This window comes from Pseudomonas sp. B21128 (assembly GCF_044218865.1).
Taxonomy (GTDB): Bacteria; Pseudomonadota; Gammaproteobacteria; order Pseudomonadales; family Pseudomonadaceae; genus Aquipseudomonas; species Aquipseudomonas iridis.
This window is the reverse complement of record NZ_CP162590.1, coordinates 2,927,144-2,940,243: the sequence shown is the minus strand read 5'-3', so window position 1 is coordinate 2,940,243 and position 13,100 is coordinate 2,927,144. Positions and strand designations below refer to the sequence as shown.

Genomic DNA, 13,100 nt, shown 5'->3' with positions numbered 1-13,100 from the left:
TCGCGCATATTTGGAGGACCCATGGTCGAACACGATTTCCGCTACAACCTGATGAACCCGCAACACACCCTCACCGAATGCCGCGCCCTCGTACCGGGCCGCTATCAGGTCACCGGCAACGGTGGCTCGATTCGCATCGGTGACGCGCTGTTGGTCACCCTCAAAGGCAGCAAGGATTTGTCCATGCGCCTGACCGTTGAAACCGTCCGCCACCTGATCAATCCGCCGGGCCAATGGACCGCGATGACCACAGGCCCGGTGTTCGGCGAACTCGCGATCCACACCTGGGAGGTCAATTGCGACAGCTGCGCCAAAGCGCTGAGCTTCGAGTTTGCAGTGGACGCCAAGCTGGGCAAAACGGCAGAAAAACCGGCCGCCACCGCACGCATCGCCGAGTTGGGCTGGAAAGCTGTTGGCGACAAGCACCTGTGCCCGAAATGCCAGGAGCCTGCGTGATGAAACGCTTTGCCCTGACCGCTCTGGTCGGTGTTGGCCTCGCGGGCTGCGCCGCCGAGCCTGTGCAACTGCAACAGAACCGCAGCTACATTCTGGAATGGATCGGCGAGCGGCCATTGATGGATTACAGCCATCTGACCGTGACCCTTGGCGATGATGGTCGCGCCTACGGTAACGGCGGTTGCAACCATTGGTTCGCGCCGTACACCCTGGATGGCGACAAGCTGACCTTCGGCAAGATCGGCAAGACCCGCAAACTGTGTGCACCGGCGCTGATGGAACAGGAACAACGCTTTCTGGAAGCGCTGGAACATGTCGAGCGCTGGGACATTTCGCCAATCGAGCAGATGCGCTTCTGGCCGGCGCAAGGCAAACCGTTGCGCTGGTGGCTGGAAGAGGGTTGATCGCTTGAATCGCCAAGCCCCTCACCCTGGCCCTCTCCCACTGGGAGAGGGAACCGATTGGGGGATATTGGAGAAGTCCGCCGACCTGAAAGGCTCCTGCCGAATCCAGAAGCGATTGGGTCTAGCTTCAGCGAATCCAGAATCGACCAGGTATTGCGCTGCTGAATCCAGCATCCACTTGATTCAGCTTTGCCGAATCCATAATCGACCGGATCTTTCAGGTCGATGCAGGGCGCCAGACACCTCGGTCGGCACCCTCTCCCCCCGGAAGAGGGCCGGGGTGAGGGGCTTTTGAAAGCTACTTCGTAGCCTGCAACGCCTCAAGCTTGGCCATCACCCCGGCCGCCGTCTGCTCACCCATCAGCTGTTCCCGCACCTTGCCCTTGTTGTCGATGATGTACGTCACCGGCAGTGCTTCGCTGCGTGGCAGCTCGAACAACTCCGCCGGGTCCTGTGCCAGCACGGTGAACTTGATGCCCAGTTTTTCGCTGGCGCTCTTCAGCTCTTCACCCTGCACGTTGTCGAAGTTGACCCCGAACACACCGACATTCCTGCTCTTGAGCTCTTCAGCCAAGTGGTTGAGTTCCGGGATTTCGGTTCGGCACGGGCCACACCATTCAGCCCAGTAGTTGACGATTACCCATTGCTTGTCGAGGCGCTCGGATGCGACCTTCTGACCGTTCTGGTCAATCCCGTAATCGTTGCCGCAGCCCCCCAGCATCAACGCCCCGATTATCGTCAATGCCGCTGCCAATCGCCGTGTCATGTCCTGTTCCTTGTGAAAATTTGAAAACGCCTGCGACCCATCGCCTCTGAAGGTTCTGGATTGTGCGCTGCACAGTTAGAATAGCCGCCACTCTACGCCAGAAGCGACCCGACATGACCGATCTGACGCTTTATCACAATCCGCGCTGCTCGAAATCCCGCGGTGCGCTGGAGCTTCTCGAAGCCCGCGGCCTGACGCCAAACGTCGTGCGCTACCTCGAATCCCCGCTGAATGCCGCGCAAATCAAGGCCCTGCTCGGCAAGCTCGGCATCAGCGCGCGGCAATTGCTGCGTACCGGGGAAGATGAATACAAAATGCTTCAGCTCGCTGACGACAGCCTCAGCGAAGATCAACTGATCGCTGCGATTGCCGAGCATCCAAAACTGATGGAGCGACCAATTCTCGAAGTCGGCGCCAAAGCGGTCATCGGTCGCCCACCGGAGAACATTCTGGAGTTGCTGCCGTGAGCGCGCCGTACATTCTGGTCCTCTATTACAGCCGCAACGGCTCGACCAACGAGATGGCGCGGCAGATTGCCCGCGGTGTAGAACAGGCCGGCCTCGAAGCGCGCCTGCGTACCGTGCCGGCGATCTCCACCGAGTGCGAAGCCGTAGCGCCAGACATCCCCGACGAAGGCGCGCTCTATGCCACCCTCGACGACCTGAAAAACTGCGCCGGTCTGGCCCTGGGCAGCCCGACGCGTTTCGGCAACATGGCCGCGCCGCTCAAGTACTTCCTCGATGGCACCAGCAACCTTTGGCTGACCGGCGCGCTGGTCGGCAAACCGGCCGGCGTATTCACCTCCACCGCCAGCCTGCATGGCGGTCAGGAAACCACCCTGTTGTCGATGATGCTGCCGCTGCTGCACCACGGCATGCTGATCACCGGCCTGCCCTACAGCGAGTCGGCGCTGCTGGAAACCCAAGGCGGCGGCACGCCTTATGGTGCCAGCCACCACGCCGGCGCAGATGGCAAAAAAGGTCTTGATCAGCACGAAGTGGCGCTGTGTCGCGCCCTCGGTCTGCGCTTGGCCAAGACCGCGCAGAAACTGGAGGGCTGAGGTGGCCAGGAAGCCGAAAGTCCTGCCGTCTGTCGAGTGGCTGGCGCCGCGCGTGAAGGCGATGCGGATCATCAGTTTGCTGAGCTTTTTCGCCCTCGGCGGGTTGCTGGCTGCTTATTACCTGCTGTTCGCCGACCTGCATGGTGCGCGGCCGTGGGTGATTCTGCTGGTCGAACTGGTCCCGTGGCTGATTCTCGCCCCGGCGATGATCATGGGCAGCGCCCGCGGGCATTCGTGGATGTGCTTTGTGGTGAATCTGTATTTCATCAAAGGCGCACTGGCCGCGTATGACCCGAACCGGCAGTGGTTTGGCGTGCTGGAAATGGCGGCAAGCCTGGCGGTGTTCTGCTCGGCGCTGTTGTATGTGCGCTGGCGGTATCAGTTGAATCGCAAATTGGCTGGCGAAGGGGAAATCTCAGTCGCCTGAGCTGACGCCATCGCTGGCAAGCCAGCTCCCACAGGATCTGTGTCGGGACACTAATGCGTGATCGACGCAAAACCTGTGGGAGCTGGCTTGCCAGCGAATGGGGCGACGCGGTCTTAATGATTGACGGTGTACGCGAGCATCATCGAAATCTGGCTCATCGCCCGCCCGCCACTCTGTTCATGCCACTGATTGAACGCGTCCTGCACAATCGCCAGATCACGCAGACTGGTCGGCACTCTGTCGACGATCTTCTGCGCATTCAGCGCTGCCACCACGTCATAGCTCGGCACAAACGTGTCCTTGCCGACCATGCGCAAAAACCGGGGCGCCGACAACCCCCCCAGTTGATGCCCACGCTTCTTCAGGTACGTCCACAGACCGACAATGTCGGTCACCGGCCAGTCGGCAATCAGCGCGCCAAAGCTGCCGCGTTCTTTTTCCTCATCGAGAATGAACTGCGCGTTGCGCGGCACGCTTTTGAGCTTGCCCAGGTGACGGATAATCCGCGCGTCCTGCATCAACCGTTCAAGGTGTTCGGCGCTCATCAGCACGACTTTTTCCGGGTCGAATTTGAAGAACACTTCTTCGAAAGCCGGCCACTTGGCGTCCACCAGACTGTGCTTGAGGCCGGCGCGAAACACGCGCAGGGCCATGGTCGAGAGGTAGCGGTCGTCGCTGATCTTGCGTAGTTGTGCCGCAGTCTTGGGGACGGGCAGATGGGCTTCCAGTTCAGCCGCCGAACCGAAACGGTTCAGACAGAATTCGTGCAGCCACTTGTAATCGCGCATGCCCTCTCCCGGGAATTGAAAATAAAATTTCACCTATGAACACACATCCCTGTGGGAGCGAGCTGGCTCGCGAAAGCGGTGTGTCATTCAGCACATATGTCGACTGACACGACGCCTTCGCGAGCCAGCTCGCTCCCACCAGTGAATGGGGTTACAGGTTTACAACATTCACGAAGCGCGAAGCCGCCGTCTCGTCGATCTTGAGACTGGTGAAGTCGAACAGGTTGCGGTCGGCCAGTTGTGACGGAATCACATTCTGCAGACTGCGGAAGATGCTTTCAGTTCGGCCCGGAGTCTTGCGATCCCATTCCTGAAGCATGTCCTTGACCACTTGGCGCTGCAGATTTTCCTGCGAGCCGCAGAGGTTGCACGGGATGATCGGGAATTGCTTGAGGTCCGAGTAGGCCTGGATGTCTTTCTCGCTGCAGTAGGCCAGCGGGCGGATCACCACATTACGGCCGTCGTCGGCGCGCAGCTTGGGCGGCATTGCCTTGAGGCTGCCGTTGAAGAACATGTTGAGGAAGAACGTTTCGACGATGTCGTCACGGTGGTGACCGAGGGCCATTTTGGTCGCGCCGATTTCATCAGCGAAGGTGTACAGCGTGCCGCGACGCAGACGCGAGCACAGCGAGCAGGTGGTCTTGCCTTCCGGGATCAGCTCTTTGACCACCGAATACGTGTCTTTTTCGACGATGTGATACTCGACGCCCAGCTCTTTGAGGTAGGCCGGCAGCACGTGCTCGGGGAAGCCCGGCTGCTTCTGGTCCATATTCACGGCGACGATCTCGAACCTGATCGGCGCAACCTTCTGAAAATGCATCAGCACGTCGAGCATGGTGTAGCTGTCCTTGCCCCCGGACAGGCAGACCATGACCTTGTCGCCGTCTTCAATCATGTTGAAATCGGCGACAGCTTCGCCCGCCAGACGGCGCAGGCGCTTTTGCAGCTTGTTCTGGTTGACCGTAAGAGTGCCCATGACGCGAAATCCGTGAGGTGTGACGAAAGGCCGGCATTTTACGCAAAAAAATCGTGAGGGCGAAGGGCCGTCGGGCCGCGCCAAGACCCCAGCGCGATTAAGCCCCGTGTTTACAGCGCAATTTGCTCTAAGCCCCCAGTGCCTGTGCGGTTAAGACCTTTCTATACTGCGACGTAAGGTCGCACACATCTGAAGACCTGAATTTGCTCGGCCACCTTGGCCCGTAGGCGCTCCGTTGGGGGGCGATGGCAATAACAAGAGGAGTGAATGGCATGATCCATCACGTAGTGGGGCTTTTTACCCACCCCGATCAGGAATGGAAGGAAATCCGTGGCGACCAAGAGGAAAGCATCAGCCACATGTACCTGACGCACACGCTGATTCTGGCGGCGATCCCCGCCATCTCGGCGTTTATCGGCACCACCCAGGTTGGCTGGGTCATTGGTAATCGCTCGCCGGTCATGCTCACCGTCGAAAGTGCGGCGTGGATGACGGTCATGTCATACCTGGCGATGCTCGGCGGGGTCGCGGTCATGGGTGCCTTCGTGCACTGGATGGCCCGCACTTATGACGCCAACCCCAGCCTGGCGCGTTGCGTGGCGTTTGCCACCTACACCGCGACGCCGCTGTTTGTCGGCGGGCTGGCGGCGCTGTATCCGCATATGTGGCTAGGCATGATCGTTGGCACGGCAGCCATCTGCTACACCGTGTATCTGTTGTACGTGGGGCTACCGACGTTCATGAATATTCCGTCGGACGAAGGTTTTCTGTTTTCCAGCTCGGTACTGGCGGTCGGTCTGGTGGTGCTGGTAGCCATCATGGCGTTCACTGTGATTGTCTGGGGACTGGGCGTGGGCCCCGTTTATACCAATTGACGCAATGACTCCCCGAGAAAAACAAGATCTGCCAATACAGGCCGCCGCAAGGCGGCCTTCTCGTGTAAGGGATGACCATTCGGCGGTTCGGCGATTCGCAACGCTTGAGGGTTGCGGCATACTTGACGCCTCTGGAGATCCATCAAGCATGCCCGAGCAACTCAATACTCGCGTCGAAGACTGTTACCAACTCGCTGAATCCTTTTTCAAACGTCATTTCCAACGCCCCGTGGTGAGTCTCAAGCTGCGCGGACAAAAAGCCGGGGTCGCGCATCTGCACGAGAACCTGCTGCGCTTCAACCCTCAGCTCTACCGGGAAAACGCCGAACACTTCCTCAAGCAAACCGTGGCCCACGAAGTGGCGCACCTGATCGCCCATCAGCTGTTCGGCGACCGCATCCAGCCTCACGGCGAAGAGTGGCAACTGATCATGCGCGGCGTTTACGAACTGCCGCCGGATCGCTGCCACACTTATGCAATCAAGCGCCGCAGCGTGACCCGCTACATCTACAAATGCCCGTGTGCGCAAAGTGATTTTCCGTTTTCGGCGCAGCGCCATAGTCTGGTGCGACAAGGACGGCGGTATCTGTGCCGCCGCTGCCGGAACACGCTGGTGTTCAGTGGTGAGATGCGGGTGGAATAGTCGGATTAGTGGTACAGCGACTGGCCCTATCGCTGGCAAGCCAGCTCCCACAGTGTTCAAGGTGTCTACAGATTCTGTGTACGACTCCGAAACCTGTGGCAGCTGGCTTGCCAGCGATGAAGCCAGAACAGGCACTAAAGAATGACTTTGGCCCGGCGCAGCTCTTCAATTTTCGAAGGGCTCAACCCCAACTCTCCCAATACCTCATCCGTATGCTGCCCCAACACCGCCCCGACATGCCGTGGCGCCGGCAACCCTTGGGAAAACTTCAGCGGGCATGCCATTTGCGCTTGAGTCGAACCATCCCCGCGCGGCACTTGCGCCACCAACTCCCGCGCCTGTAATTGCGGATGTTGGGTTGCTTCGCCGAGATTCAACACCGGCTCGACACACGCATCGATCCCGGCAAACAACTCGCACAGCTCGGCAAAGTCATGCTTTTCAAACTCGACCTTCAAGGCTTCCTTGAGCGCTCGCTGATGCTCGGGCTTGGGCGACAAGCCCTGCGCCGCCAATTCCGGCCGCCCCAGTGCCGCGCACAATGGCTGCATGAATGCCGGCTCCAGACTGCCCACCGACATCCAGCGACCATCCCGTGAACGGTAATAATCATAAAAACTGCCGCCATTGAGCATCTGGTCTTCCCAACCCGGCTCTGCACCACAGGCGAGAAAACCGGCACCGGCCATGGCATTCAGGCTGAATGCACAATCGGTCATGCTCACGTCCAGATGCGTGCCCTGCCCGGTTTGCTGGCGGGCGATCACCGCCGCAAGCAGACCAATCACCCCGTGCAGCGAACCACCCGCAATATCCGCAACCTGCATGCCCAACGGCAACGGCCCGCTGTCGGCGCGGCCGGTGTAACTGGCAAGCCCGGCCAGCGCCAGGTAGTTGATGTCATGCCCGGCGCGATCCTTGTACGGGCCGGTCTGGCCGTAACCGGTGATCGACACGTAAATAAGCTTCGGATTGATCGTCTTCAGGGCCTCGTAACCCAGGCCCAGACGCTCCATCACACCGGGGCGAAACTGCTCGAGGACGATGTCGTAATCGGCCAGCAACTGCTTGACCAGCTCCAGCGCTTCGGGCTGTTTCAGGTCGAGCGCGAGACTGCGCTTGTTGCGGTTCAGATAAGCGTGACTGGCCGACAGCCCCTGATCATGCGGCGGCAAGACTCGTAGCAGATCCATGCGCGTCGGCGATTCGATGCGCAACACCTCGGCGCCCATGTCCGCCAGCAACAGCGAAGCAAACGGCCCCGGCAGCAGCGTCGAGAAATCGAGAATTTTCAATGAGGCCAGCGGTGCGGACATGAGCGAACTCCTTGGACGATGCCTTCAGCCTAGGCAGCCATGGCCGGTACAGCAATCACCGTAAGTGTCACCAGCCGTGACCGTTACGCTCAAATCGCGGGCATGAAAAAACCCGCCGAAGCGGGTTTTTCCTACACGCGATGCTTACTTCAGATTGACCGGGGCTGGGCCTTCAGCCACACCCAGGTCGTCTTCTTCACGCTGGTCGGAGATACCGCGACCGCCCGAGGCCAGCTCGGATTGCAGCACGTCGGTGTCCAGCTCTTTCACCCACTTGGCGACAACGATGGTCGCAACCGCGTTACCAACAAGGTTGGTCAGTGCGCGAGCTTCAGACATGAAGCGGTCGATACCCAGGATCAGCGCCAGACCGGCCACCGGCAGGTGACCTACCGCCGACAGCGTCGCCGCCAGCACGATGAAGCCCGAACCGGTCACACCCGCCGCCCCTTTGGAGGACAACAGCAGCACCAGCAGCAGAGTGATCTGGTGGGTGATGTCCATGTGGGTGTCAGTCGCCTGAGCAATGAACACCGCAGCCATGGTCAGGTAGATCGAAGTACCGTCGAGATTGAACGAGTAACCGGTCGGGATCACCAGACCGACTACCGACTTCTTCGCACCCAGACGCTCCATCTTGATCAGCATGCGTGGCAGTGCCGATTCAGAGGACGAAGTGCCCAGTACGATCAGCAGCTCTTCGCGGATGTAGCGAATCAGTTTCAGCACACTGAAACCGTGCGCGCGGCAGATCCCGCCCAACACCACCAACACAAACAGCACGCAGGTGATATAGAAGCAGATCATCAACTGGCCCAGTTGCACCAGCGAGCCGACACCGTAAGCACCGATGGTGAAAGCCATGGCACCGAACGCACCGAGCGGCGCCAGTTTCATGATCATGTTGATGATGTTGAACATCACGTGGGCGAAGCGATCAATCATGTCCAGCAGCGGACGACCATACGAACCCAGACGATGCAGGGCGTAGCCGAAGATCACCGAGAACATCAGCACTTGCAGGATATCGCCTGTGGCGAACGCGCCGACGATGGTGTTGGGGATCACGTTGAGCAGGAAGCCGACGATGCTCTGGTCTTTACTGGCCGTCACGTAGGTGGCGATTTTCGAGGCATCCAGAGTGGTCACGTCGATGTGCATGCCGGCGCCCGGCTGCACGACGTTGACGACGATCAGGCCGATCAACAAGGCAATGGTGGATACGACTTCAAAATACAGCAGCGCATAGCCGCCGGTCTTGCCCACCGATTTCATGTTCTGCATGCCAGCGATGCCGCTGACAACGGTGCAGAAGATGATGGGGGCAATGACCATTTTGATCAGTTTAATGAACCCGTCACCCAGCGGTTTGAGGGCCACACCGGTTTGCGGATAGAAGTGACCAAGCAGAATGCCGATAGCGATGGCAACGATCACCTGGAAATACAGGGATTTGTAAATTGGCTGACGAGTCGTCATTGCAAGTTTCCTCAAGCGTCCCGCGTGGCAACATCCATCTGTCGTCAGCGAAACCTGAATTGCGAACCCTCCTGCACTGGAGGGATTTGTTGTTGGAACGGCGCTTTGCGGCAAGCAGAACGCACGCTTCTGTCACTTGTATCGCAAACGTCGTGCCACTTTGGTGCAGATGGCTACAAGCCTTTTGATATCAGGGTTTACAGGTTTTTTTCGTCACTACACGGTTACTTAAGGGTGGCGGATATCCGCCAACTCGCCGGTTCTCGTCCTACAATTTGGCGGAAATCCGCCTTGTTCCCCTGCCACCCCCCGGCTACCATCCGACGCCTGAGGAAGGATCTGCCGCTTATGCGCGAACGCACCGTTGCCAGTCATTTCGCCCGTGCCGCCCTGGGGGGCGCACGCCGCCTGGGGTTCGATTACTCTGGCCTGCTATTGCAACTGGGGATCAGCCCCGAACTGCTTGACGAGCCCCGCGCGCGCATCGCCCCGGAGCAGTTCACCCGCCTGATCCAGAGCCTGTGGCTGGCACTGGACGACGAATACCTGGGCTTCGGCAAGGCCGCGAGCAAACCCGGCAGCTTCGCCATGATGTGCCACGCCTCGATTCACTGCCGCAACCTGGAGAAAGCCCTGCAACGCGGCCTGCTGTTTTACAGCCTGTTCCCCGAGGCACCGCGCCTGACCCTGAGCCGTGAGGACGAATGGGTGCGCCTGAGCCTCGACGATTCGCAACTGTGGGACCCGGATCACTTCCTCAGCGAAAGCCTGCTGGTGATCTGGCATCGTCTGGGCAGTTGGCTGATCGGCCAGCGAATCCGCTTGGAACAGGCGACATTCAGCTATGCGAAACCTGCACACGGCGCCGAATACGACCTGCTGTTCCCCTGCCCCTTGGTGTTTTCAGCAGATCGAAGCAGCCTGCTGTTCCATAGCCGCTACCTGCCCATGCCGTTGCTGCAGGATGAACGCACCCTCAAACACTTCCTCGAACGCTCCCCCGCTGATTTGCTGTCACGCCCCGACGACGGCGACAGCCTGAGCAGCCGCCTGCGCCGCTTGCTCAGCCGCGATAGCACACGCTGGCCGGATCTCGACGCCGTGGCCGCGCACCTGCACATCAGCCCGCAAACCCTGCGCCGGCATTTGCGCGAGGAAGGCACCAGTTTTCAAGCGTTGAAGGACCAGCTGCGGCGGGATATCGCCATCTACCATTTGGGCCGCGCAGATCTGTCGTTGCAACAGATCGCTGAACAGTTGGGTTTTTCCGAACCGTCGGCGTTTCATCGGGCATTCAAGAAGTGGACGGGGCTGACGCCGGGGGCGTATCGGGCGCAGGAGTTGTGAGACGCTCGCCTGACCAAACATCTCAATCATTGATTACGTGAGGCGAGAAACCGAAGATTTTTCGTTGCCACGGATCTTGCCCGCCCTCAATTGCGAAGCTTGTTGCCCATGGAGCATGGTCGACTTGCACGGGATTTATGGCGACCTCCTAGCCGTGCCAGCAGTGGGTGTGCATTCATCGCTCAATGGTTTGATGAATGCACATTGTATTGCGTGGCATCAGCCTCCCAGGCTATCAATATATGCCTGAGTAATCTGGCGTACTCTGATTTCACCCAACTTGACATTGGACTCTCCGATTCTGCTATCGGTGTGCACATACAGCTCCAATGTTTGCTGAAGGCCTCCCGAATTTATAAATATGTGATGTTCTTTCAGGGTGCCCTCCGTCGCAAGAAGGGGCATTTCCACCCGGCCGGTATCATATTGAAGTTTCACAAAGCCAGGATGGGGAGATTCATAAGTAAAGGTAACCTGGTAGGCCTTCCCCTCTGGCAGATCTTCGAAGCTTTTACCCACTCTGGTGAAGCCATGACTACCGAGTAACGGCAGCGCTTCCAAAAAGAAAGAGCCCTTGATGTTAACGATATGAACCCGGCTATTACTCCCCTCCCACCCGTTAAAATCGAAGTTCTTAAAATCCGTAAAATCATCGAAATTATCTGTTTTGTCGTTCACTTTAAGTCCCTCATGTTTTCACCACAGTGGAAGTCCGGCCCTTCAAACGAGGTTCCGGTGCGGCACAATAACGTCGAACCGCCCCACTGACACCTGTAAGAACTGACAGGTTTTAATAACAATAGCGAATAAAAAACTTGCTATATCTCGAACTTCGATATAGCCGAGGAACCTCCGAATGACATTACTTTTTATTCATATAAAAAGATAAATGCCCCGCATTGCTACAGATCGCTGAACAGTTGGGTTTACCGAACCGTCGGCGTTGCCTGAAAGCATGTCTGAAAATGTCGATTTAACCCCTTCGTTGAAAGTGATTCAGGCAATAAAAGGCAGGTCGGGCGAGTAAATCCGGGGGGCTGCGCTCCCTCGCCTGAAACTTTGATACTTCAAACCTTTCCATTCGCCATCCTTTGAAACAGACGGGGCACTTTGCCTCCATGACGTTTCACCGCTTCTCACCGGTAAGGTTCCCGCTTCAAAAAAATTCTCCGCGACAATTGCACAGGCCAGAGAGCCTGCCTTGCACGGAGCCTTATCAAGGAACGATCATGCTTCAAATACTCAATATTTCGATCATCCCCGCGCTTGCGCTGCCGCTGCTGTTAGCCGGATGCCTGACAGCCCCCGTACCGCCCGCTATCGATCCGACGCCGTTCGAGACGCAGGAATATCAAGCCCAGAAAGGCTTGGCGATCATTCATGCTTCATCTCTGTATGCCCGTGGCGGCACCGGTCAGGGCGTGGCCGTCGCACTGATCGACTCGGGATTGAACAGCGACGTGCCGGAATTTCAGGGACGGCTGCGTGATCCGGGGTTTGATCATGTCGAAAACCGAGTCGGCACCTTTGACCGAATCGGTCACGGCACCCAGATGGCGGGCATTCTCGCCGCCAACAAGGACGACCAGGGTATGCACGGCGTCGCGTTCAACGCACAGCTGATCCCGTTCCGCTTCGGTGACGACAATGAGCCGTTTTTCTTCGACAGCGAAATTGCCCAATCCTGGCAGGCCGGTTTCGACAAAGGCGCGCTGATCCTCAACAACTCGTGGGCCAATGCCATCCCGGCGACCGAGATCAACGAAGCACGCTACAAGCAGGTCATGCCGGAGTCGCTGGCAACCGCCCGAAAACTGGTTCAGGACGGCGCGGTATTTGTCTTCCCGACCGGCAACGAGTTGAAGCGAGAACCCCTGGCAGAACCTGGATTGCCGCTCGCCCTGCCAGAACTTGAAAAAGGCTGGATCGCAGTGGTTGCACTGAAAAACGATGGCAGCGCCATCAATGCCAAATCCAACTACTGCGGCGTGGCAGCCGCCTGGTGCATCGCCGTACCGGGTGGCGACTCAGGTGCTGACCAAGGTCTGTTGACCACCAACAAGGATGGTCAATACGTGCAGACTGCCGGCACATCTCCCGCGGCAGCACTGGTCAGTGGCGCCATGGCGGCGCTGCAAAGTCGCTATCCCGAACTCACGCCACAACAAGTCCGCGCACACCTGCTGGCCACCGCCAACCGGACGGGCATCTACGCCAACAGCGAAGCCTACGGACAAGGACTGCTGGACCTGGAAGCCGCCTCCCGCCAAGCGCCGGACTCCAGCATTGATTGATGCAGTTTTGAGGGACTGACGGAGGAGTTAGGGGGAAGTACGCACCCGCGGTATATCGAACCGCGCACGCATCCAGAAAAACACCGCAAAGATCAGAATCAAAAGATCGCAGCCTCCGGCAGCTCCTACAGTTGAACCGAGTACACGCAAAAAACTGCCGACTGTCAGCCCCCCATCGCTGGCAAGCCAGCTCCCACAGTTATATTGGCGCCCCAAGCACGTGGCGCAGCCACCCCACTCAACACAATGAGCGTTAGCTCGAGTGCAGC

Annotated in this window: 15 protein-coding genes; 9 read left to right on the top strand and 6 right to left on the bottom strand. The window is 58.5% G+C overall.

The genetic code is table 11. The features are described 5' to 3' along the window. Window positions 1-21: 21 nt before the first annotated feature. Together AB4P91_RS13055 and AB4P91_RS13050 are read left to right on the top strand one after the other, a co-directional pair. Complete coding sequence (locus AB4P91_RS13055; RefSeq protein ID WP_150592991.1) at window positions 22-456, top strand: hypothetical protein; 435 nt, start codon at window positions 22-24, stop codon at window positions 454-456. Continuing rightward, window positions 456-860 carry an META domain-containing protein gene (locus tag AB4P91_RS13050; RefSeq protein WP_150598205.1) on the top strand — a complete coding sequence of 135 codons (405 nt, stop codon included), beginning with the start codon at window positions 456-458 and terminating at the stop codon, window positions 858-860. Before AB4P91_RS13055 ends, AB4P91_RS13050 begins: the two co-directional genes overlap by 1 nt. 298 nt (window positions 861-1,158) lie before the next feature. Here AB4P91_RS13050 and AB4P91_RS13045 read toward each other — a convergent pair whose 3' ends face one another. Continuing rightward, window positions 1,159-1,626, bottom strand: a complete 468-nt coding sequence (locus AB4P91_RS13045) for a TlpA disulfide reductase family protein (RefSeq protein ID WP_150686851.1) — start codon at window positions 1,624-1,626, stop codon at window positions 1,159-1,161. A gap of 113 nt (window positions 1,627-1,739) precedes the next feature. Between AB4P91_RS13045 and arsC the strand changes: the two genes are divergently transcribed. From arsC to AB4P91_RS13030, 3 genes are read left to right on the top strand one after another with little or no spacing between them, the layout of a single operon-like run. Further along, window positions 1,740-2,093 carry an arsenate reductase (glutaredoxin) gene (gene arsC / locus AB4P91_RS13040; RefSeq protein WP_150592987.1) on the top strand — a complete coding sequence of 118 codons (354 nt, stop codon included), beginning with the start codon at window positions 1,740-1,742 and terminating at the stop codon, window positions 2,091-2,093. Next, window positions 2,090-2,686, top strand: coding sequence for an NAD(P)H:quinone oxidoreductase (gene wrbA / locus AB4P91_RS13035; RefSeq protein ID WP_150592986.1), 597 nt, complete (start codon window positions 2,090-2,092; stop codon window positions 2,684-2,686). Before arsC ends, wrbA begins: the two co-directional genes overlap by 4 nt. A 1-nt stretch (window position 2,687) precedes the next feature. After that, entirely contained in the window at window positions 2,688-3,113 is a 426-nt protein-coding gene (locus tag AB4P91_RS13030; protein ID WP_150598207.1) for a DUF2069 domain-containing protein, read from the top strand. Window positions 3,114-3,226: 113 nt separating this feature from the next. Here the strand turns inward: AB4P91_RS13030 and AB4P91_RS13025 are convergent, their stop codons facing one another. Further along, window positions 3,227-3,901 (bottom strand): DNA-3-methyladenine glycosylase I, encoded by a 675-nt coding sequence (locus tag AB4P91_RS13025; RefSeq protein WP_150592984.1) that lies wholly within the window; start codon window positions 3,899-3,901, stop codon window positions 3,227-3,229. A gap of 151 nt (window positions 3,902-4,052) precedes the next feature. Beyond that, complete coding sequence (gene ttcA / locus AB4P91_RS13020) at window positions 4,053-4,877, bottom strand: tRNA 2-thiocytidine(32) synthetase TtcA (protein ID WP_150592982.1); 825 nt, start codon at window positions 4,875-4,877, stop codon at window positions 4,053-4,055. Between the two features lie 272 nt (window positions 4,878-5,149). Here ttcA and AB4P91_RS13015 point away from each other — a divergent pair, with 272 nt between their 5' ends. Then, entirely contained in the window at window positions 5,150-5,752 is a 603-nt protein-coding gene (locus AB4P91_RS13015) for a Yip1 family protein (protein ID WP_150592981.1), read from the top strand. Window positions 5,753-5,900: 148 nt separating this feature from the next. Further along, window positions 5,901-6,395 (top strand): SprT family zinc-dependent metalloprotease, encoded by a 495-nt coding sequence (locus AB4P91_RS13010; protein WP_395604912.1) that lies wholly within the window; start codon window positions 5,901-5,903, stop codon window positions 6,393-6,395. Window positions 6,396-6,529: 134 nt separating this feature from the next. On the opposite strand, the gene AB4P91_RS13005 is transcribed toward AB4P91_RS13010, so the two are convergent. Together AB4P91_RS13005 and AB4P91_RS13000 are read right to left on the bottom strand one after the other, a co-directional pair. Continuing rightward, entirely contained in the window at window positions 6,530-7,711 is a 1,182-nt protein-coding gene (locus AB4P91_RS13005) for a CaiB/BaiF CoA transferase family protein (RefSeq protein WP_395604911.1), read from the bottom strand. A 144-nt stretch (window positions 7,712-7,855) separates the two neighbouring features. Then, window positions 7,856-9,190, bottom strand: a complete 1,335-nt coding sequence (locus AB4P91_RS13000; RefSeq protein ID WP_150592979.1) for a dicarboxylate/amino acid:cation symporter — start codon at window positions 9,188-9,190, stop codon at window positions 7,856-7,858. 348 nt (window positions 9,191-9,538) lie between these two features. Here AB4P91_RS13000 and AB4P91_RS12995 point away from each other — a divergent pair, with 348 nt between their 5' ends. Then, window positions 9,539-10,537, top strand: a complete 999-nt coding sequence (locus AB4P91_RS12995; RefSeq protein WP_150592978.1) for an AraC family transcriptional regulator — start codon at window positions 9,539-9,541, stop codon at window positions 10,535-10,537. A gap of 219 nt (window positions 10,538-10,756) precedes the next feature. Here AB4P91_RS12995 and AB4P91_RS12990 read toward each other — a convergent pair whose 3' ends face one another. After that, complete coding sequence (locus AB4P91_RS12990; protein ID WP_150592977.1) at window positions 10,757-11,215, bottom strand: hypothetical protein; 459 nt, start codon at window positions 11,213-11,215, stop codon at window positions 10,757-10,759. A 551-nt stretch (window positions 11,216-11,766) separates the two neighbouring features. Here AB4P91_RS12990 and AB4P91_RS12985 point away from each other — a divergent pair. Then, window positions 11,767-12,831, top strand: a complete 1,065-nt coding sequence (locus AB4P91_RS12985) for a S8 family peptidase (RefSeq protein ID WP_395604910.1) — start codon at window positions 11,767-11,769, stop codon at window positions 12,829-12,831. The last annotated feature ends 269 nt before the right edge of the window (window positions 12,832-13,100 follow it).

What these genes read in the sequence shown, in the direction of transcription:
- AB4P91_RS13055 (WP_150592991.1), top strand. Translation starts at nt 22, where the DNA reads ATGGTCGAACACGATTTCCGCTACAACCTGATGAACCCGCAACACACC.
- AB4P91_RS13050 (WP_150598205.1), top strand. Translation starts at nt 456, where the DNA reads ATGAAACGCTTTGCCCTGACCGCTCTGGTCGGTGTTGGCCTCGCGGGC.
- AB4P91_RS13045 (WP_150686851.1), bottom strand. Translation starts at nt 1,626, where the DNA reads ATGACACGGCGATTGGCAGCGGCATTGACGATAATCGGGGCGTTGATG.
- arsC (WP_150592987.1), top strand. Translation starts at nt 1,740, where the DNA reads ATGACCGATCTGACGCTTTATCACAATCCGCGCTGCTCGAAATCCCGC.
- AB4P91_RS13025 (WP_150592984.1), bottom strand. Translation starts at nt 3,901, where the DNA reads ATGCGCGATTACAAGTGGCTGCACGAATTCTGTCTGAACCGTTTCGGT.
- ttcA (WP_150592982.1), bottom strand. Translation starts at nt 4,877, where the DNA reads ATGGGCACTCTTACGGTCAACCAGAACAAGCTGCAAAAGCGCCTGCGC.
- AB4P91_RS13015 (WP_150592981.1), top strand. Translation starts at nt 5,150, where the DNA reads ATGATCCATCACGTAGTGGGGCTTTTTACCCACCCCGATCAGGAATGG.
- AB4P91_RS13010 (WP_395604912.1), top strand. Translation starts at nt 5,901, where the DNA reads ATGCCCGAGCAACTCAATACTCGCGTCGAAGACTGTTACCAACTCGCT.
- AB4P91_RS13005 (WP_395604911.1), bottom strand. Translation starts at nt 7,711, where the DNA reads ATGTCCGCACCGCTGGCCTCATTGAAAATTCTCGATTTCTCGACGCTG.
- AB4P91_RS13000 (WP_150592979.1), bottom strand. Translation starts at nt 9,190, where the DNA reads ATGACGACTCGTCAGCCAATTTACAAATCCCTGTATTTCCAGGTGATC.
- AB4P91_RS12995 (WP_150592978.1), top strand. Translation starts at nt 9,539, where the DNA reads ATGCGCGAACGCACCGTTGCCAGTCATTTCGCCCGTGCCGCCCTGGGG.
- AB4P91_RS12985 (WP_395604910.1), top strand. Translation starts at nt 11,767, where the DNA reads ATGCTTCAAATACTCAATATTTCGATCATCCCCGCGCTTGCGCTGCCG.